Raw genomic sequence first — 17,829 nt, 5'->3', positions numbered from 1 at the left:
GTGTCCACGACGGCGCGGGCGCGCCAGAACCTGGTCACGCCGTGCCTAGGCACCGCCCGCAACTGGGTGGACGCGCTCCACCCGACCAGGCTCAGGGGCATGCAAACGATCAGCACACGCCCTCTGGGCGAGACGGGCATGAACATCTCCACCGTCGGGTTCGGCTCCTGGGCGGTGGCGGGCTCGGGCTGGCGGTTCGGCTGGGGCGCCACCGACGACGCCGAGTCGGTCGCCGCCATCCGGCACGCGGTCGAGTCGGGCGTCAACTGGATCGACACCGCCGCCGTGTACGGGCTGGGGCACTCCGAGGAACTGGTCGGCAAGGCCGTCGCCGGCCTGCCGGAGGCGGACCGGCCGCTGCTGTTCACCAAGGCCGGTCTGGTCTGGGACCCGGACGACCCGCAGGCCCCGCCACGCCGGATCATGAAGCCCGCCAGCGTGCGCCGCGAGGTCGAGGACTCGCTGCGGCGTCTCGGCGTCGAGCGGATCGACCTCTACCAGGTGCACTGGCCCGACACCGGCGAGTCCCTGGAGTACGCCGGCGACGGCAGCGGCGCGGTGTCGCCGAACGCGACGCCCCTGGAGGAGTACTGGCAGGTCATGGCCGACCTGAAGGCGGAAGGCAAGGTCCGCGCGATCGGGCTGTCCAACCACCCGCCCGCACTGCTGGATGCCGCGGAAAAGGTCGCGCACGTGGACGCGATCCAGCCGCCGTTCTCGGCGGTGAACCGGTCCGCCGCCGCGGAGATCGCCTGGGCCCGCGACCACGGGACCGGCGTGATCGTCTACTCGCCGCTCCAGTCCGGGCTGCTGACCGGCGCGTTCACCGCCGAGCGCGCCGCGGCGCTGCCGCCCGACGACTGGCGGGCCGCGCACACCGACTTCACGACCGGGCTGGAGGCCAACCTGCGGCTGGCCGGGGCGCTGCGGCCCGTCGCCGCACGGCACGGCGCCACGGTCGCCGAGGTGGCCATCGCCTGGGTGCTGGCCTGGCCGGGCGTCACCGGCGCGATCGTGGGCGCGCGCCGGGCCGCGCAGGTCGACGGCTGGATGGGTGCGGGCGCCGTGGAGTTGACCCCCGCCGACCTGAACGAGATCGCCGCGGCGATCACCGACTCGGGTGCGGGCACCGGCCCGGCCCGTCCGTGAAACCCGAAGGGAACACCATCATGTCGCTGACCGTCGTCGCCGAATGCCTGGCCTCGCCCGGGCAGGAGGACCGCCTGCGCACCGCCTTGGAGGCGATGATCGAGCCGTCCCTGGACGAGCCCGGCTGCCTCGCCTACCGCCCGTACGCCGACCCGAACCGTCCCTGCCGCATGGTCATCGTGGAGGAGTGGACGGACGGGGAGGCCCTCGACGAGCACTTCGCCACGCCCCATTTCCTGCACGCCGAGCAGGTGCTGGGGCGGATCCTCGCCGAGCCGATGACGATCAGGAGGCTGGTTCCGGCCGGCGGGTGAGGGCGCCGGAGCGGGCGGCGGCGCAGGCGGCCGCTGCGGCGTGGTCGGCGGCGGCCTCGTCGACCGGCTCGCCGGTGATGAACAGCCGGTAGTAGAGGGGGGCGACGGCGATGCGGACGACCTCGGCCGCGTCCGTCCCGGGCGGGACCTCGCCGCGCCGGGCCGCACGTTCGACGAGGACGGCGGCCTGCTCGTTGCGCCGGGCGAGGAAGGCGTGCAGGGCGCGGGCGGCGTCGCCGCTCTGCGCGGCCGCCAGCACGAACGCGCGGGCGACCGGGCCCTCGGCCGGGTCGGTGAAGCCGTGCAGGACGAGCCGGGCGAGGTCGCGCAGGTCGCCGGCGAGGGTGCCGGTGTCGGGGACCGGCCACGGTTCGGCGGCGGCGCGGTCGAGGGCGTCGGCGATGAGGCCGTCGGCGTTCCCCCAGCGCCGGTAGACGGTGGTCTTGTGCACCCCGGAGCGGGCCGCGACGCCCTCCACGGTGAGTCCCCGGTAGCCGTGCTCGGCCAGTTCGGCGAGCGTGGCCTCCCGGACGGCGTCGCGCACCCGCGCGGTGCGGCCGCCGGGGCGGACGGTCCCGGGCCCGGCCGCGGTCACCTGGCGGCCCGGTGTTCTCGGCAGGACGTCACGTTCCGATCGTAACGCAACACCGGTTGCGTTAACCTCGACGCTGGGAGGAAACAGCACTTGAGGGACGAGGGGGGACGATTCATGCCGCAGGGTTCTTACGCCACGATCAAGGAGTTCACGGTCTGCGACCCGGACGCGGGCCCGTACGGCATCACCGCCGGCCCGGACGGCGCGCTCTGGTGCACGCTCGTCCACGCCGGCCGGATCGCCAGGATGACACCCGGCGGGGACCTGGCCCTGCACGGGCCCGTCCCCGCCGGCCCGATGATCATCACGGCGGGCCCGGACGGCGCACTGTGGTTCACCGCGTTCCAGGACCACGCCATCGGCCGGATCACCACCGCGGGCGAGGTCACGCGGTTCGCCGCCCCCGAGGGCTGCGGCCCGTGCGGGATCGCGGCCGGACCCGACGGCGCCCTCTGGTTCACCCAGATGCACACCGGCGGCATCGGCCGGATCACCGTGGACGGGCGGCTGACCTCCCATCCGGTCCCCGGCGACGGCACCATGCCATCGATGATCACGGCCGGGCCGGACGGGGTGCTGTGGTTCACCCTCAACCAGGGCAACGCCATCGGCCGGATCGCCCCTGACGGCGACGTCACCGTCCACGCGCTGCCCACCGAGGGGTCCGCGCCGGTCGGGATCACCGCCGGGCCGGACGGCGCGCTCTGGTTCGCCGCGATCGGCACCGCGCACATCGGGCGGATCACCACCGACGGGAAGGTCACCGAGTTCCCGCTGCCCGACCGCGGCGCCCGTCCGCACGCCATCGTCACCGGCCCCGGCGGGGACCTGTGGTTCACCGAATGGGGCACCGCCCACGTCGGCCGGATCACCACCGACGGCCGCATCGACGAGCACCCGCTGCCCACGCCCGGATGTGAGCCGCACGGGATCGCGCCCGGCCCGGACGGCGCCCTGTGGGTGGCGCTGGAGACGGGCGCGATCGCCCGCGTCGCCGCCGGCTGACCCGCCGCCGACGGGGCGGGCACGAGCAGGTGGGCGCGGACGGTTCGAGCCACGCCGAAACGTCCCCGGGCCACCGTGGAGGCATGGGTTCCACGACGCAAGCCACCGACCGTCCCGGCGGCCGCGAGACGGGGCCCGTACCCCGGCGCGGCGCCATGCTCGCGATCCTGTGCGCGGGAATGTTCCTGGTGCTGCTGGACGTGACGATCGTGAACGTCGCCCTTCCCGGCATCGGCCGGGCGCTCGGCACCGGCCTGCCCGGCCTGCAGGGCGTCGTGGACGGATACGCCGTCGCGATCGCCGGGCTGCTGCTCGGCGGCGGCGCCCTCGGCGACCGGATCGGGCATCGCCGCATGACGCTGCTCGGGTTCGGCCTGTTCGGGCTCGCCTCGCTGGCCTGCGGCGCGGCGCCCGGGGCCGGGCCGCTCATCGCGGCGCGCGTCGCCCAGGGGGCGGGTGCCGCGCTGCTGCTGCCCGGCAGCCTCGCCCTCATCACCGCGTTCTACCCGGGGCGCGCCGAGCAGGCGCGGGCGCTCGGGGTGTGGGCCGGCATCTCCTCCACCGCCCTGCCTGCCGGGCCGCTGCTGGGCGGGCTGCTGGTCGACACGATCGGCTGGCGGTGGATCTTCCTGCTGAACGTCCCGATCACGGCCGCGGCGATCGCCGGCGTCCGCGCGCTCGTCCGCGAACCCGCCCCGGCGGCGGGGACCGGGCGGGACGTCCCCCTCGACCGCGCGGGGATGGTCCTGGCGCCGCTCACCCTCGGCGGCCTGGTCTGGACGGTCATCGCCGCCGGCCACGGCCACCGGGAGACGGCGGCCGTCACCGCCGCCCTCACCCTGGCCGCCGGGGTGGTGTTCGTCGCCGCCGAGCGGCGCGCGGCCGCGCCGATGTTCCCGGGCGGGCTGCTGCGGGCCCCGGCGTTCCTCGGCGCGGGCGGCATCGCGCTGGCCATGAACCTGGTCACCAACGGGGTGCTGTTCGTCGCGACGCTCCAGCTCCAGCAGGCCGGGCACCGGTCCGCGCTGGCGGCCGGGGCGATGCTGCTGCCGATGGCCGTTCCGCTGGCGCTGCTGGCCCCGGTGAGCGGCCGCCTCACCGCCCGGTGCGGGACCCGGGTACCGCTCGCCGCCGGCACCGCCGTCGCCGGGGCCGGATCCCTGTCCCTGCTCGGCGCCGCACCCGGCGGCGGCTACGGCGCGCTGCTTCCGGCGCTGCTCGGCATCGGGATCGGCGACGGCCTGATCGTCACCGCCGTGGTCGCCGCCGCGATGCGCGCCGTCCCGGCCGAGCACGCCGGCCTGGCCGGAGGCTTCAACAACACCGCCCGGCAGATCGGGACGGCGCTCGGCGTCGCGGTGTACGGGGCGGTCGCCGGGCCTGCGCTGCGGCCCGCGTTCACCTCCGGCCTGCACGTCCTCGCCTTGGTGAGCGTCGCGCTGTGGCTGGCCGCGCTCGCCCTCACCCGCGTCGTCCCGGCCCGCTGAGGGAGCGAAAACCGGTTGGCATGATCGGCGGTGTTCGTTAGAACGGTCGGCATGCTGCGCAAGTACCCCCGGACCCGGCACATCGAGGGTTCCCGGCTCCAGCCGGGCGACCACGACCTCGCCTCGGTGCCGTTCACGGCGATCGCCGGGCGGTACCTGGTGGTGGAGGAGAAACTCGACGGCGCCAACGCCGGCATCAGTTTCACCGCCGACGGCGAGCTGCGGCTGCAGAGCCGCGGCCACTACCTGACCGGCGGGCCCCGCGAACGCCAGTTCGGGCCGCTGAAGGCGTGGGCGGCCTCCGTCCAGCACGTCCTGCGCGAGCGCCTGCGGGACCGGTACGTCATGTACGGGGAGTGGATGTACGCCAAGCACACCGTCTTCTACGACGCGCTCCCCCACTACTTCTGCGAGTTCGACGTCCTGGACCAGGCCGACGGGACGTTCCTGTCCACCGAGGCGCGCCGTGAGCTGCTGGACGGCGCACCCGTGGTGTCGGTCCCCGTCCTGCATGAGGGACCGCTGCCGGACGTGCCCGCGCTGACCGCGTACGCCGGTCCGTCCACCTGCCGCACCCCGGCCTGGCGGGACGCGCTGCGCGCGGCGGCGGAGGCGGGCGGCGCCGACCCCGGCCGCGTCACCGAGGAGACCGACACCGCCGAGGAGATGGAGGGCCTCTACATCAAGGTGGAGGAGGACGGGAAGACCGTCGACCGCTACAAGTGGGTCCGGCCGAGCTTCCTGACCGCGATCCTCGACTCGGGAACCCACTGGCAGGACCGGCCGATCGTCGCCAACGGCCTCGCCGACCCGGAGGTGCTGTATGCGGGTGTTCGATGACCTGTGCCCGGCACCGCCGCACTGGACCGTCCCCTGGGAGCGGATCCGGGACGCCTTCGCCTGGGTCCGTGACATGGCCGGCGTCCCGCAGGACGCCGTCTACCACGGCGAAGGCGACGTCGAGGTCCACACGCGGATGGCCTGCGAGGCGCTGGCGGCGATGCCGCAGTGGCGGGCCCGCCCTGCGGACGAGCGGGTCCGCCTGTTCACGACCGTGCTCATGCACGACATCGCCAAGCCGCACTGCACCGCCATCGACGACGAGGGCCGCATCACCGCGCGCGGCCATTCGCGCCGCGGCGACCTGATGGTGCGCCGCATCCTGTGGGAGCTGGGCGCGCCGGTCGAGTGGCGCGAGCACGTGGCGGCGCTGATCCGCCACCACCAGGTGCCGTTCTGGGCGCTGGAACGCCCCGACCTGCAGCAGATCGCGTTCCGGGTCAGCCTGCTGGCCCGCAACGACGACCTTGTGCTGCTGGCGTCCGCCGACATCCTCGGCCGGATCTGCCCCGACACCGAGGAACTGCTCGACAACGTCGCCCTGTACGGGGAGTACTGCGCCGAGCAGGAGTGCCTGGACGGGCCGCGCGCGTTCCCGTCCGACCATGCCCGGTTCTGGTACTTCCGCAAGCCGGGCCGCGACCCCGGCTACGCCGCCTACGACGACACGCGCTGCACCGTGACCGTCCTTTCCGGCCTGCCGGGCGTCGGCAAGGACCACTGGATCGCCGCCAACCGCCCGGACGTGCCCGTCGTCAGCCTCGACCGGCTCCGCGCCGAGATGGGCGTCGACCCGGCCGGCGACCAGCGCGCCGTGGCCGCCGCCGCGTACGACCTGGCCCGCGAGCACCTGCGCGCCGGGCAGTCGTTCGTGTGGAACGCCACCAATGTGTCCCGGACGCAGCGCGACCTGTGCACCGGCCTCATCGCCGGGTACCGGGGGCGGGTCGAGGTGGTCGCGCTGGAGGCGCCGCCACGGGTGGTCCGCGACCGCAACCGGGCGCGGTCCTCGCCCGTCCCGGACGCGGTGATCGACCGGCTCGTCCGCCGCTGGGAGACGCCCGACCCGACCGAGGCGCACCGCGTCCACTGGCTCAGCACCGCCTGAGCCGATAATGGAGGCGGCTACGGAGAGGAGGCCGCCGAATGGACGGACGGGTGGCGCTGGTGACCGGCGCCGGATCGGGCATCGGCGCCGCGACCGCGGCCGCGCTCCTGGACGGCGGCTGGTGCGTGGCATTGGCCGGGCGCCGCGCGGAACGCCTGGAGGAGACGGCACGCGGCTCCGCCGGGGAGGCGCTGGTCGTGCCCGCCGACGTCACCGATCCCGGCTCGGTCGAGGACCTGTTCGGCGCCGTCCTCGACCGGTGGGGACGCCTCGACCTGCTGGTCAACAACGCCGGCGTGTTCGGCGCGCCCGCGCCCGTCGAGGAGTTCTCCCACGACGAGTGGCGCACGGTGATCGGCACCAACCTCACCGGCGCGTTCCTGTGCGCGCAGCAGGCGTTCCGGATGATGAAGGAGCAGGACCCGCAGGGCGGCCGCATCATCAACAACGGGTCGCTGTCGGCGCACACGCCGCGCCCTCGCTCGGCCGCCTACACCGCCAGCAAGCACGCCGTCACCGGGCTGACCAAGACGCTGTCGCTGGAGGGCCGCCCGTACCGGATCGCCTGCGGGCAGATCGACGTGGGCAACGCCGCCACCGAGCTGACCGGCGGGTTCGCCAGGGGCACCCTGCAGGCGGACGGGTCGCTGAAACCCGAGCCGGTGATGGACGTCCGGCACGTCGTCGACGCCGTCCTGTACATGGCGGGCCTGCCGCTGGAGGCCAACGTGCAGTTCCTGACGGTGATGGCCACCGCGATGCCCTCGTTCGTCGGCCGCGGCTGACCGGTCGCCCCGCCCGGGCCCCGCGTCCATCGATCACCGCGCGTCGGGACACGGCCACGTTTAGCCCATGAACAGAGGGAACGCCATCAACCAGGCTTCGTAACACGACGCGGAGGGGGCCTGGAGGCTATGAGCATCGTGCGGCAGCGCCACGACGGCGAGAGCCAGGCCGGGACGATGGGCGCGCACCGGCAGGAACTCGGGCACGCCGCGGAGTTCCGCGACGCGCGCCCGGAGGCGGGAACGGGCGAGCTGGTCCGGCAGGCCGCGCAGCAGGTGTCGGAGCTGATGCGCGCCGAGCTGCGGCTGGCCACGGCCGAGCTGAAGGACAAGGCCCGCCATGCCGGAACCGGGGCGGGCATGTTCGGCGGCGCCGGCCTGGTCGCCCTGTACGGGATCGGAGCCCTGCTGGCCGCCGCGATCGCCGCGATCGCGCTGGCGCTGCCCGTGTGGGCCGCCGCGCTGATCATCGGCGGGTTCCTGATGCTGGTCGCGGGGGTCCTGGCCCTGCTGGGCCGCGCGCAGACCAGGCGCGCCACCCCGCCCAAGCCCGAACGGGCGATGGACGAGGCCAAACAGGCCGTGGCGGAACTGAAGGAGAGGGCGACGCACCGATGACCACGCAGGGCAAGCACGGCGCGGCCGCCGGCACCGAGGAGTTGCGGCAGGAGGTCGACCGGGCCCGGCACGAGCTCGGCGACACGGTCGAGCAGCTGGCCGCGAAGGCCGACGTCAAGGCCATCGCCCGGGAGAAGGCGGAGTACGCGCGCGGCAGGGCCCGGGACGCCGCGGCGTCGGCCTGGCAGGCCGCCGGTTCGGAGAAGACGATGACCAGGGCGCGGCGCGGCGGGACGGTCATCGTCTCCGCGGGCGCCGTCGCCGCCGCGGCGGTGTGGATGCGCCGCACCGGCATGCCGCGGGCACTGCCCGGACGTGGCCGCACGCTGAAAGCGCGGCTCGGACGTGGCCGCAACGTGCCGGTGCGAGTGCGGTTCAGCGTCGGCCAGAAACGTGCCGTGAAGGTGCGCCGCGCGCGCCGCCGCAAGATGTTCTGAGAGGCCCGGAAAGAGACAAGTCATGCGCAGACGACCGGGATCACCCACCGATATGCCCGCGCGGTCGTGGGGAGAGGCCCTGAAGCGCACGGCCGGCCAGTTCCAGAAGGACAACCTGTCGGACTGGGCCGCCGCACTCACCTACTACTCCGTCCTGTCGATCTTCCCGGCGATCCTGGTGGTGGTGTCGCTGGTGGGGCTGTCCGGCACATCGGCCACCGACAGCTTGATCGACAACGTCGGGGACCTGGCACCGGGCGCGGTCCGCGACCTGCTGATCAGCTCGATCAGGCAGCTTCAGGGAAGCAGCGGCGGCGCGGGCGCGGTCGCCGTGCTGAGCCTGGCCGCCGCGGTGTGGTCCGCCTCGGGTTACGTGGGCGCGTTCATGCGCGCCTCCAACGCCGTCTACGACGTCCCCGAGGGCCGCCCGTTCTGGAAGACCCTGCCGATCCGCATCGGGGTCACGGTGGTGACGCTGGTGCTGCTGTCGGCCTCGGTGATCGCGGTGGTGGTGTCCGGGCCGCTGGCCCGCAAGGTCGGCGACATGCTCGGACTCGGCTCCGAGGCGGTCACCGTCTGGGGCATCGTCAAGTGGCCGGTGCTGGTGCTGGTGATCGGGCTGCTGTTCTCGCTGCTGTACTGGGCGTCCCCCAACGCCAAGCGCGGGTTCCGCTGGGTCACGCCGGGCAGCGCCCTGGCGATCGCGCTGTGGCTGGCGGCGTCCGCCCTGTTCGCGTTGTACGTGGCGAACTTCGCCTCCTACAACAAGACCTACGGCAGCCTCGCCGGGATCATCATCTTCCTGGTGTGGCTGTGGATCACGAACCTGGCGATCCTGCTCGGCGCCGAACTGGACGCCGAGGTCGAACGCGGCCGCGCGATCGAGGCCGGCCGCCCCGCCGGGGCGGAGCCGTACGTGGAGTTCCGCGACACCCGGGCGTTCGATGAGGACGAGCGCCGCGAGACGGGCGTCGAGCAGGAACGCAGACCGGACGACGCGGACCAGCACGAGGCGGATGAGCACGACGCGGACGGGCACGGCGGGAGTGCTCCGGGGCCGGAGGCCGCGCCGGGTGCGAGCCGCGGGCGTCCGGGGGCGCACCGGTCCTAGGCTGGGCGGGATGGTGCGTTTCCGGGGAATCACGGGTCGCACAACGGCAGGCACCGTGAATAGGATCATCGCATGCTCCGTCCCGCCTACCCGATCGAGACCGAGCGTCTGACCCTGCGGCCGTTCCAGGAGAGCGACCTTGAGGGGTTGTACGCCTACCAGTCCTTGCCCGAGGTCGCGCGGTTCCTGTACTGGGAACCCCGCTCCTTGGAGGAGTCGCGGACGTTCCTGAAGCAGAAGATGGGCGCGGCGACCGTGGACAAGGAAGGCGACTGGCTGGTCCTGGCCGTGCAGTGGCGCGAGACCGGCGACCTGATCGGCGAGGTCAACCTGCAGTGGCGCAGCCGCGAGCACCGGCAGGGCGAGATCGGCTACATCTTCAACCCCGCCTACCACGGCAAGGGGTTCGCCACCGAGGCGGCCGAGGTGGTGCTGCGGCTTGGCTTCGAGGGCCTGGACCTGCACCGTGTCTGCGGGCGGCTGGACGGCCGCAACGCCGCGTCCGCCCGCGTCCTGGAGCGGCTCGGCATGCGCCGTGAGGCCCACCTTGTTCAGAACGAGATCGTCAAGGGCGAGTGGAGCGACGAGGTCGTCTACGCGATGCTCCGCCACGAGTGGGACACCCGCGACGAGTCCTGACCGAAAACCCGGTGGCCGTGGCCCCGCTAACGCGGACGGGGCCTGTCCGGTATCGACCGTAGCCTGGGATCACATCCACGTAAGAGGGCGGTCGGCAGTGACATCCAAGAGAGCGACGTTCGTACTGGTCCCCGGCTACTGGCTGGGCGCATGGGCGTGGGACGAGGTGGCCGCGCGGCTGCGGGACGCGGGCCACGACGTCCACGCGGTGACGCCCGCGGGGCAGTCCGAGCGGGCGGACGAGCGGGCGGACGAGCGGGCGGACGAGGCCGAGCCTGGCGTCGAAGTCGACACCCAGGCCGCAGACCTGGTGAAGCTCATCGAGGACGGCGGTCTGGAGGAGGTCGTCCTCGTCGCGCACAGCGGCGCGAACATGGCCGCCACCGGCGCCGCCGACCGGATCCCGGAGCGGATCGCCCGCGTCGTTTACGTCGACACCGGCCCCATGCCGTCCGGCCTGGCCGCCATCGACTTCCACGACCCCGAAGCGCGCGCGGCGCTGGAGAAGTCGATCGCCGAGGAGGGCGGCGGCCGGTGGATCCCGGTGCCCCCGTTCGACCCCGGGGCCGACCCCGTCAACCTCGCGGACCTGACCGGGGAGCACCTGGCCGCCCTGCGGCGGCGCGGCACGCCCCAGCCCTCCGGGACCGCGACGCAGCCGCTCACCCGGCCCGATCCGCTGCCGGCGACGCCGCGGACGCTCGTCGCGACCACCATCCCGCTCGCCGCGGTCAGGCAGATGGGCGAGAGCGGGCACCCGATCTTCTCGATGATGACCGGGCCCGGCTGGACCTACCGGGAACTTCCGACCGGGCACTGGCCGATGCTGTCCAAGCCGCGCGAACTCGCCGCGCTCCTCGCCGGTCTCGCCACCGGCGACTCCTGAATGACTCACTTCTCCACAGCCCCACGGGCGATTCTTGTAACCCGCCCATGTAGATCATTTAGCGGGGGGCGAGGACACTCTGCGGGAGTCGCGCGGCCGCGGGGGTCGGGCCGATCCTCGAGGTGAGCACATGACACCGACCGTCCGCCCTCGATCACACCGGGTGCGGTGGCGGCGCTCGCTGGCGTCCGGCGCGGTCACCGCCGTCCTGGTCGCCGGGTTCGGCGCGGTGGCGGCCGGGCCGGCGCGGGCGCTGGCCGGGCCGGTGAAGGCGGACGACGGCGCGCGCATCACCGCGGAGCAGAAGATCGCCTCCCGCGAGGTCGACATCACGATCGCCTCGCCCGCGCTCGGCAAGTCGGTGAAGACCCGCATCCTGCTGCCGAAGAACTGGACGCGGGGCGCGACCGCGACGTGGCCGGTCCTGTACGCCTTCCACGGCGGCCAGGACAACTACACCTCATGGACCCGCAACACCGACATCGAGGCGTGGGCGGCCAAGTACAACGTCATCGTCGTCATGCCGGAGGGCGACAACGGCTCCTACACCGACTGGTACAACTACGGCAAGGGCGGGACCCCCAAGTGGGAGACCTTCCACACCGCCGAGGTGCGCCAGCTGATGGAGCGCAACTACCACGCGGGCGCGCTGCGCGCGGCGATCGGGAACTCCTCCGGCGGCGCGGGCGCGATGTCCTACGCGGCCCGGCATCCGGGGCTGTTCAAGTACGCGGCGTCGCTGAGCGGGATCCTGTCGATGCGCTCGATCGGGATCCCGGCGCTGCTGATGTTCACCAACGCCGGCAACGGCCAGGACCCGTTCGCGATCTGGGGCATCCCGTGGGCCGACGACGCCAACTGGGTGGCGCACGACCCGTACTCGCTGGCGCCGAAGCTGCGCGGCACCGGGCTGTTCTTCTCCGCCGGAACGACCGGCCGGCCGGGCCCCGGCGACCCGGACGTGGCGCCGTGGGACATCGGCCTGCTCAGCGAGATCGCGGTCGGCGCGAACAACAGGGACTTCAAGAAGCGGCTGGACGAGCTGAAGATCCCCTACACGGCGCACATCTACGGCGACGGCCGGCACAACTGGCCGGCGTGGGTGCGTGAGGCGGGCTCGCTCTGGCCGACGTTGATGAAGTCGGTCGGCGCCCGCAAGGTGTGACCTTCACGGAAGGCGTGACGCTCACGGAAGGTGGGCGCTCTTCTGGACCGGGCCCGGCCCGGTTCCGGTGCGGCTGCGGCTGCCGTCCCGGAACCGGGTCGCCGTCTTCGCGGGGTCAGTAGCCCAGGCCGTGCCCGAACGGGTAGAGGGCGGTGCCGGGCTGGTCCCGGACGGGGATGGTGACGGGCAGGCGTCCACGCGGATTCAGCTCGCCGAACAGGGTCTTCGCGGCCGACCGCAGTGCTTCGGCGGTGTAGGAGTAGGTGGCCACGTAGGTGGTCGCCTCGGGGAACCAGGCGATGTCGTAGGGGTCGCGGACGGCGATGACGACGACCGGTTTGCCGGTGGCGGCCAGCGCCTTGACGAGGTTCATCTGTCCGGGCCCGTTGTGGGTGGGCTCTTCCTTGATGTCCCAGGCGCGGTTGGTGACGGCGACGACGAGGTCCTGGTTCTTCGCGGCGGCGACGGCCTCGTCGATCTGGGCCTGGCCGGGGCTGATGCCGGTCTGCCGGATGGTGGTGGTGGCCCCGCGCCGGGCGATCTCGGTGCCGAGCGTCGCGGTGGTGGACACCCCCCAGCCGGTGACGAGGACGTTGCGTGCGCCGGCCTGCAGCGGCAGGATCCCGGCGCCGTTCTTGATCAGGGTGGTGGTGCGGTCGGCGGCGCGCTGCGCGGTGGCCAGGTGCGCGGGCGTCCCGACCACGTTGTCGATCTTCGACTCGTCGGCGTAGGGGTCGCGGAACAGGCCGCGCCTGTTCTTCAGCTCCAGGATCCGGTAGACGGACTCGTCGAGGCGCTTCTCGGTCAGGTCACCGGACTTGACGGCGCTGACGACGGCGGCGAGCTGGCGGGGGAACACGCCGTTGCCCTGGGCGTCGGCGGGCGGTTTCAGCAGGACGTCCGCGCCGGCCTTGAGGGCGAGGACGGGGATGTTCTCGTCGCCGTACTTGTCGCGGACGCCCTGCATGTCGAGCGCGTCGGTGACGACGACGCCGCGGTAGTGCAACTGGCCGCGCAGGATGCCGGTGAGGATGGGCCGCGACAGGGTGGCGGGGTCCCCGGACGGGTCCAGGGACGGCACGACGATGTGCGCGGTCATGATCGAGTCGACGCCGTGCGCGATCGCGGCGCGGAACGGCGGCAGGTCGAGCCGTTCCCATTCGGCGCGGGTGTGGTCGATGTGCGGGACGCCGGTGTGGCTGTCGGTGGTGGTGTCGCCGTGTCCCGGGAAGTGCTTGACGGTCGCGGTGACTCCCGCGGACCGGTATCCGCCGATCTGCGCGGTGACCATGTCGGAGACGAGTCCGGGGTCGGACCCGAAGGACCGGACGCCGATGACGGGGTTGGCCGGGTTGACGTTGACGTCGGCGTCGGGCGCGTAGTCCTGGTTGATCCCGATGGCGCGCAGCTCGCGGCCGGTGATGCCGGCGAGGGCGCGGGCGTCGCCGGTGCGGCGTCCGGCGGCCAGGGCCATGCTGCCGGGCGACTGCGTCGCGGGCGGCAGGACGCGGGCGACGATGCCGCCCTCCTGGTCGGTGGCGATCGTGGCGGGGATCCGCAGCGGCGTCGCCGCGGCGGCGCGCTGGATGCCGTTGGAGAACGCGGCGATCTGGTGCGGGTCGGCGACGTTGTCGCCGTAGTAGATGATCCCGCCGGGGTGGTAGCGGGCGATGACCTGCGCGGCGTTGTCGACCCCGTACAGCTTGCGGTTGGCGGCGACGGCGGCGGGGTCCGCGGTGGTCGCGCTCTTGCCGAAGATCTGCAGGACGAACAGCTGCGCGGCCTTGTCCTCCAGTGACATCGACCGAAGGATCCGCATCAGCCGGGGGTCCTTGCCGCCGTGCGGTGAGGCCTGCGCGGCGGACGCGTCCACTCCGCCCAGGCCGGTCACCGCGAGTGCTCCGGCCGTGAGGCCGGCGAGCCACCGGCGGCGGCGCGTGCGGGGACGGTACATGACGGCTCCCTCCCGCCCCCGAGGTGCCCGATGATCAAGGTTCTCCTAGGCACGTTAGACCGGGCGGGCGGCTCCGTCCACGGCAATGCTCGACGATCCGCCCTGGAACGGGGCCGGATCCGGTAAAGGGCACCGCGTTTGGGTTCCGCAATCGCAGCACTACCCTCAAACATCCCTATCACTCCCTAAGTAGGGTATTTTAGGGAGTGATGACGGAGCGAATGTATTCGGTGGAGGAGGTCGCGGACCGCCTCGGCCTGCATGTACGGACAGTGCGCGGCTACATCCGCGACGGCCGGCTCAGGGCGGTGCGGATCGGCAAGCAGTACCGGATCGCGCGCGCCGACCTGGAGGCGCTGACCGGCCGGCCGGCCTCCCCGCCGGCGGGGGCGGTGGAGGTGTCGAGCATCGTGCAGGTAGACGGCGTCGGCCGGGCCGAGGCCGACCGCCTCGGCACGCTGCTGCAGGCCGGGACCAACACCGGCGACCCCGGTCGCGCGCTGCGCCTCCAGGTCGTCCACGACGAGCAGCGGAACCGGATGAAGATCGTGATACTGGGCGGCGCGGCCGCCACCGCCGACGCCCTGCACCTGCTCGACTCGGTGATCGGTTCGGTGCTCGGCGGGGCACTCGGGCGGGAGGAGGCCGGCGATTCTCAATGACCTTTGTCAAGCGTGATCTTGCTATGCCGCCTGAACTTGAGGAGGTGTGAGTTGGTAGCTGCGTCGGTCTCGGATGAGGGCCCACAGCACGTTGACGCGGCGTCTGGCCAGGGCCAGGACGGCCTGGGTGTGACGTTTCCCCTCGGATCTCTTGCGGTCGTAGAACCGCCGGGATTCGGGGTTGTGTTGGATGCTGACCAGCGCGGATGTGTAGAACACCCGGTTGAGCGCGCGGTTGTAGCGGCGTGGCCGGTGCAGGTTGCCGCTGACGCGGCCGGAGTCGTGCGGAACCGGTGCCAGCCCGGCGTAGCCAGCCAGGTGGTCGGCGGAGGCGAACTGGTCGAGGCTGCCGCCGGTGGCCGCCAGGAACTCCGCGCCCAGCACGACGCCGATGCCGGGCATGCTCTCGATCACCTCGGTGAGTTCGTGGCGGTGAAACCGGTCCTCGATGAGCTGCTCGATGGTCTTGATCTGTTCGTTGAGGGTCATCACCCCCTCGGCGAGCTGGGCGACCAGCAGCGCGGCCATCTGCTCGCCCGGCAGGGTCGTGCTCTGGGACCGTGCCGCCTGGACCGCGGTGACGGCCAGGGCTTGGGCGCCCTTGACCTTGCGGGCCCGCAGCCATTCCTCCAGCCGAGCCGGCCCCAGACGGCGCAGGTCAGCTGGTCGCTGGTAGCCGGTCAGCAGCACCAGCGGCCCCTTGTTGGTGACGTCCAGGGTCCGTTCCAGCGCGGGGCACAGGGCCAGGAGCTGCTCGCGCAGGCGGTTGACCATGCGGGTGCGGTCGGCGACCAGGTCCCGGCGGCGGGCCACCAGCATCTGCAACTCGACGATGAGTTCTTCATCGACGCGCAACGCGGTCAGCCCGCGGCGCATGCGGGCCTGATCGGCGATGACGATGGCGTCGCGGGCATCGGTCTTGCCCGCGCCGCGGTAGCCGCCGGCGGCCCGGTTGACCATGGTGCTGGGGATGTAGAGGACCTGCTGCCGGTGCGCGACCAGCAGCGCCAGCAGCAGCGTGGCGCCGCCGGTGCAGATGTCGACCGCCCAGGTCACCTCGTCGGCCAGGTCCAGCACCTGGGCGATCAGGTTGAGCAGTTCGTCTTCACTGTTGGCGACCCGCCGCGACAGCAGCCGGTTTCCCTCGCTGTCGATCACGACGGCGTGGTGGTGGCCTTTGCCGATGTCGATCCCGGCCCATGCCTGCTGCAACATCGCCTCCCGGCGTCGTGGCCTGTGTGGTCCCGCAGACGACCTCGCCGGCTCATCCCTACGCAGCGATGTGTTCGCAATTCTCAATCAGCGGCCGAGTCGCCTCGGGGCGCCGGGCGGCCAATCAACGGAAGCCACATGCGGCAGATGCCTGAAAGCCATACCCGGCGCCCCTGGGTGCCAGAACCCTACGACCGGCCCGAACGACCCATGAAAGAAGGTAGGGATGCCTGACGTGGTCCAGGAGCGGGCCGGGGTCGCGGTGCTGATGTGCGACCCGGACGGCCCGCCGGTCGCCACCGTGGAGGACGCGCTGGACCTGATCGGCGCGGTGTTCCTCGGCGCCGAGGTGGTGGCGGTCCCGGCGGGCCGCCTCGACGAGCGTTTCTTCTCGCTCGGCACCCGCTTCGCCGGTGAGGTCATGCAGAAGTTCGTCAACTACCGGTTGCGCCTGGCGGTCGTCGGCGACATCTCATGGCACGCGGCGGCGAGCCCTGCGCTGCAGGCCCTCGTCCGCGAGTCGAACTCGGCCGGCCATGTGTGGTTCGTCCCGGATCTGGACGCGCTCGACGCCCGCCTGCGCACGGTCGCCTGAGCGCACGGTCGCCTGAGGGCCGGGCTCAGTCGCGGCGCAGCCATCGCCACCAGTGCGCGGCGGGCGCGTCCGGCTCGGTCAGGGGATGCTCCTCCACGTCGTAGCGGCGCACGTAGGCGTCGGCGAACGCCTGGAGGCTGGCGCCGAGCGGGATCGCCAGCACCACGCCGACGGGCCCGGCGACGGCGGCGCCGGCCAGGATGAGCCCGAACGCGACGGCCGGGTGCATGTCCAGGGTCTTGGCGGTGATGCGCGGCTGCAGCAGGTAGTTCTCCAGCTGCTGGTAGGCCAGGACGAACAGCAGGATCCACAGCGCCGTCGACGGTCCCTTCGTCAGCGCGATCAGCACGGGCACCGCACCGGCCAGGTAGGTGCCGACGGCGGGGATGAACTGCGACACCACTCCGACCCACAGCGCCAGCGTCGCCGCGTACGGGACGCCGAGCCCGGCCATGGCGGCGTAGTGGGCGATGCCGGAGATGAGGGCCAGCAGCCCCCGCGAGTAGATGTAGCCGCCGGTCTTGTCGACGGCGATCTCCCAGGCGCGCAGCACCTCCAGCTGCCGGCGCGGCGGCAGCAGGGAGCAGACCGTCCGGCGGAACCGGGGGCCTTCGGCGGACAGGTAGAAGGTGAACAGCAGCACGCCGAGGGCGTTGAAGATGACGCCGAACGCGGTGGTCCCGATCCCCCACACGTTCCCGGCGAGGTCGGTCAGGTGCCGGGACAGGGTGTCGGTGACGGTGGGCAGCCGCTGGAACAGGTTCCGCTGCGACAGGTGCGTCCCGAACGTCCCGTTGACCCATCCGATGAGGCGGCCGACGTAGTCGGGGAACCCGTCGATCAGGTGGGCGGCCTGGGTGGCCAGCAGCGACCCGATGCCGCCGAGGAACCCGGCGAACAGCAGCCCGACGACCACGAACATCGCCGCGGTCGCCAGGCCCCGCCGCCATCCGCGCCGGGCGAGCCAGTTGACCGCGGGTTCGATCGCGAAGGCCAGGAACAGCGAGATCAGCAGGAGCGTCAGCAGTTCCCGCAGCCGCTGCAGCAGCCACAGCACCGCCATGAACGCCAGCACGACCGCGGCGGCCAGGGCGAACGCCTTCGGCAGCCACGGCGGCATCCGCTGCCCGGCGGCGGGGCGCCCCGCAGCGGGGCCGGCAGTGGGGCCGGGGGCGTCGGGCGGGACGTCTGCGGGTGCGTAGGCGGGCGTGTCGCCGGGCGCCGGGTCTGGCGTCTGCGGCATTCCCGCACGTTAACGGCGTCTCGC

19 protein-coding genes are annotated in these 17,829 nt (G+C 72.8%); 15 read left to right on the top strand and 4 right to left on the bottom strand.

Features of this window, described 5'->3' with window-relative positions:
• Together ACQPXG_RS23040 and ACQPXG_RS23035 are read left to right on the top strand one after the other, a co-directional pair.
• Positions 1 to 1,149 carry an aldo/keto reductase gene (locus ACQPXG_RS23040; RefSeq protein WP_433469780.1) on the top strand — a complete coding sequence of 383 codons (1,149 nt, stop codon included), beginning with the start codon at positions 1 to 3 and terminating at the stop codon, positions 1,147 to 1,149.
• A 20-nt stretch (positions 1,150 to 1,169) separates the two neighbouring features.
• Positions 1,170 to 1,463, top strand: coding sequence for a putative quinol monooxygenase (locus ACQPXG_RS23035; RefSeq protein WP_433469779.1), 294 nt, complete (start codon positions 1,170 to 1,172; stop codon positions 1,461 to 1,463).
• Here the strand turns inward: ACQPXG_RS23035 and ACQPXG_RS23030 are convergent.
• Positions 1,435 to 2,058 (bottom strand): TetR/AcrR family transcriptional regulator, encoded by a 624-nt coding sequence (locus tag ACQPXG_RS23030; protein ID WP_433469778.1) that lies wholly within the window; start codon positions 2,056 to 2,058, stop codon positions 1,435 to 1,437. The two genes, ACQPXG_RS23035 and ACQPXG_RS23030, sit on opposite strands and share 29 nt — an antisense overlap.
• A 114-nt stretch (positions 2,059 to 2,172) precedes the next feature.
• Here ACQPXG_RS23030 and ACQPXG_RS23025 point away from each other — a divergent pair, with 114 nt between their 5' ends.
• The 11 genes from ACQPXG_RS23025 to ACQPXG_RS22975 all read left to right on the top strand — a co-directional run bounded on the left by ACQPXG_RS23025 (position 2,173) and on the right by ACQPXG_RS22975 (position 12,139).
• Positions 2,173 to 3,063 (top strand): Vgb family protein, encoded by an 891-nt coding sequence (locus tag ACQPXG_RS23025; RefSeq protein WP_433469777.1) that lies wholly within the window; start codon positions 2,173 to 2,175, stop codon positions 3,061 to 3,063.
• Positions 3,064 to 3,146: 83 nt separating this feature from the next.
• Positions 3,147 to 4,550 (top strand): MFS transporter, encoded by a 1,404-nt coding sequence (locus ACQPXG_RS23020; protein ID WP_433469776.1) that lies wholly within the window; start codon positions 3,147 to 3,149, stop codon positions 4,548 to 4,550.
• A gap of 51 nt (positions 4,551 to 4,601) precedes the next feature.
• On the top strand, positions 4,602 to 5,390 hold the full coding sequence (locus tag ACQPXG_RS23015; protein ID WP_433469775.1) for an RNA ligase family protein: 789 nt from the start codon (positions 4,602 to 4,604) through the stop codon (positions 5,388 to 5,390).
• A complete protein-coding gene (locus ACQPXG_RS23010) occupies positions 5,374 to 6,498 on the top strand; it encodes an AAA family ATPase (protein ID WP_433469774.1) in 1,125 nt (374 codons plus the stop codon). Before ACQPXG_RS23015 ends, ACQPXG_RS23010 begins: the two co-directional genes overlap by 17 nt.
• A 38-nt stretch (positions 6,499 to 6,536) precedes the next feature.
• Entirely contained in the window at positions 6,537 to 7,283 is a 747-nt protein-coding gene (locus ACQPXG_RS23005; protein ID WP_433469773.1) for an SDR family oxidoreductase, read from the top strand.
• 129 nt (positions 7,284 to 7,412) lie between these two features.
• Positions 7,413 to 7,901, top strand: coding sequence for a phage holin family protein (locus ACQPXG_RS23000; RefSeq protein ID WP_433469772.1), 489 nt, complete (start codon positions 7,413 to 7,415; stop codon positions 7,899 to 7,901).
• Complete coding sequence (locus tag ACQPXG_RS22995; protein WP_433469771.1) at positions 7,898 to 8,338, top strand: DUF3618 domain-containing protein; 441 nt, start codon at positions 7,898 to 7,900, stop codon at positions 8,336 to 8,338. The genes ACQPXG_RS23000 and ACQPXG_RS22995 overlap by 4 nt, the downstream gene beginning before the upstream one ends.
• A 22-nt stretch (positions 8,339 to 8,360) precedes the next feature.
• The gene (locus ACQPXG_RS22990) at positions 8,361 to 9,449 is read left to right on the top strand and encodes a YihY/virulence factor BrkB family protein (RefSeq protein ID WP_433469770.1); all 1,089 of its coding nucleotides are present in this window, start codon (positions 8,361 to 8,363) and stop codon (positions 9,447 to 9,449) included.
• Positions 9,450 to 9,521: 72 nt separating this feature from the next.
• Positions 9,522 to 10,088: a GNAT family N-acetyltransferase gene (locus ACQPXG_RS22985; RefSeq protein ID WP_433469769.1), complete on the top strand. Its 567-nt coding sequence runs from the start codon at positions 9,522 to 9,524 to the stop codon at positions 10,086 to 10,088.
• A gap of 97 nt (positions 10,089 to 10,185) precedes the next feature.
• A complete protein-coding gene (locus ACQPXG_RS22980) occupies positions 10,186 to 10,974 on the top strand; it encodes an alpha/beta fold hydrolase (protein WP_433469768.1) in 789 nt (262 codons plus the stop codon).
• Between the two features lie 130 nt (positions 10,975 to 11,104).
• Entirely contained in the window at positions 11,105 to 12,139 is a 1,035-nt protein-coding gene (locus tag ACQPXG_RS22975) for an alpha/beta hydrolase (protein ID WP_433469767.1), read from the top strand.
• A 115-nt stretch (positions 12,140 to 12,254) separates the two neighbouring features.
• Here the strand turns inward: ACQPXG_RS22975 and ACQPXG_RS22970 are convergent, their stop codons facing one another.
• The gene (locus tag ACQPXG_RS22970) at positions 12,255 to 14,093 is read right to left on the bottom strand and encodes a glycoside hydrolase family 3 protein (protein WP_433469766.1); all 1,839 of its coding nucleotides are present in this window, start codon (positions 14,091 to 14,093) and stop codon (positions 12,255 to 12,257) included.
• A 209-nt stretch (positions 14,094 to 14,302) separates the two neighbouring features.
• On the opposite strand from ACQPXG_RS22970, the gene ACQPXG_RS22965 reads away from it, so the two are divergent.
• A complete protein-coding gene (locus ACQPXG_RS22965; RefSeq protein ID WP_433469765.1) occupies positions 14,303 to 14,755 on the top strand; it encodes a helix-turn-helix domain-containing protein in 453 nt (150 codons plus the stop codon).
• 21 nt (positions 14,756 to 14,776) lie between these two features.
• Here the strand turns inward: ACQPXG_RS22965 and ACQPXG_RS22960 are convergent, their stop codons facing one another.
• On the bottom strand, positions 14,777 to 15,970 hold the full coding sequence (locus ACQPXG_RS22960; protein WP_433469764.1) for an IS110 family transposase: 1,194 nt from the start codon (positions 15,968 to 15,970) through the stop codon (positions 14,777 to 14,779).
• Between the two features lie 223 nt (positions 15,971 to 16,193).
• Between ACQPXG_RS22960 and ACQPXG_RS22955 the strand changes: the two genes are divergently transcribed.
• Entirely contained in the window at positions 16,194 to 16,562 is a 369-nt protein-coding gene (locus ACQPXG_RS22955; protein WP_433469763.1) for a DUF4180 domain-containing protein, read from the top strand.
• 25 nt (positions 16,563 to 16,587) lie between these two features.
• Here the strand turns inward: ACQPXG_RS22955 and ACQPXG_RS22950 are convergent, their stop codons facing one another.
• Positions 16,588 to 17,805 carry an AI-2E family transporter gene (locus tag ACQPXG_RS22950; RefSeq protein WP_433469762.1) on the bottom strand — a complete coding sequence of 406 codons (1,218 nt, stop codon included), beginning with the start codon at positions 17,803 to 17,805 and terminating at the stop codon, positions 16,588 to 16,590.
• Between the last annotated feature and the right edge of the window lie 24 nt (positions 17,806 to 17,829).

The organism is Spirillospora sp. CA-128828 (assembly GCF_050945415.1).
GTDB lineage: Bacteria > Actinomycetota > Actinomycetes > Streptosporangiales > Streptosporangiaceae > Spirillospora.
This window is presented reverse-complemented; position numbering and strand designations above follow the sequence as displayed.

Coding starts and splice junctions, on each gene's coding strand:
- ACQPXG_RS23005 (WP_433469773.1), top strand. CDS start 6,537: ATGGACGGACGGGTGGCGCTGGTGACCGGCGCCGGATCGGGCATCGGC.
- ACQPXG_RS23020 (WP_433469776.1), top strand. CDS start 3,147: ATGGGTTCCACGACGCAAGCCACCGACCGTCCCGGCGGCCGCGAGACG.
- ACQPXG_RS22960 (WP_433469764.1), bottom strand. CDS start 15,970: ATGTTGCAGCAGGCATGGGCCGGGATCGACATCGGCAAAGGCCACCAC.
- ACQPXG_RS22950 (WP_433469762.1), bottom strand. CDS start 17,805: ATGCCGCAGACGCCAGACCCGGCGCCCGGCGACACGCCCGCCTACGCA.
- ACQPXG_RS23010 (WP_433469774.1), top strand. CDS start 5,374: ATGCGGGTGTTCGATGACCTGTGCCCGGCACCGCCGCACTGGACCGTC.
- ACQPXG_RS23025 (WP_433469777.1), top strand. CDS start 2,173: ATGCCGCAGGGTTCTTACGCCACGATCAAGGAGTTCACGGTCTGCGAC.
- ACQPXG_RS22965 (WP_433469765.1), top strand. CDS start 14,303: ATGACGGAGCGAATGTATTCGGTGGAGGAGGTCGCGGACCGCCTCGGC.
- ACQPXG_RS22995 (WP_433469771.1), top strand. CDS start 7,898: ATGACCACGCAGGGCAAGCACGGCGCGGCCGCCGGCACCGAGGAGTTG.
- ACQPXG_RS22970 (WP_433469766.1), bottom strand. CDS start 14,093: ATGTACCGTCCCCGCACGCGCCGCCGCCGGTGGCTCGCCGGCCTCACG.
- ACQPXG_RS23035 (WP_433469779.1), top strand. CDS start 1,170: ATGTCGCTGACCGTCGTCGCCGAATGCCTGGCCTCGCCCGGGCAGGAG.
- ACQPXG_RS22985 (WP_433469769.1), top strand. CDS start 9,522: ATGCTCCGTCCCGCCTACCCGATCGAGACCGAGCGTCTGACCCTGCGG.
- ACQPXG_RS22975 (WP_433469767.1), top strand. CDS start 11,105: ATGACACCGACCGTCCGCCCTCGATCACACCGGGTGCGGTGGCGGCGC.
- ACQPXG_RS23000 (WP_433469772.1), top strand. CDS start 7,413: ATGAGCATCGTGCGGCAGCGCCACGACGGCGAGAGCCAGGCCGGGACG.
- ACQPXG_RS22955 (WP_433469763.1), top strand. CDS start 16,194: ATGCCTGACGTGGTCCAGGAGCGGGCCGGGGTCGCGGTGCTGATGTGC.
- ACQPXG_RS22990 (WP_433469770.1), top strand. CDS start 8,361: ATGCGCAGACGACCGGGATCACCCACCGATATGCCCGCGCGGTCGTGG.
- ACQPXG_RS23015 (WP_433469775.1), top strand. CDS start 4,602: ATGCTGCGCAAGTACCCCCGGACCCGGCACATCGAGGGTTCCCGGCTC.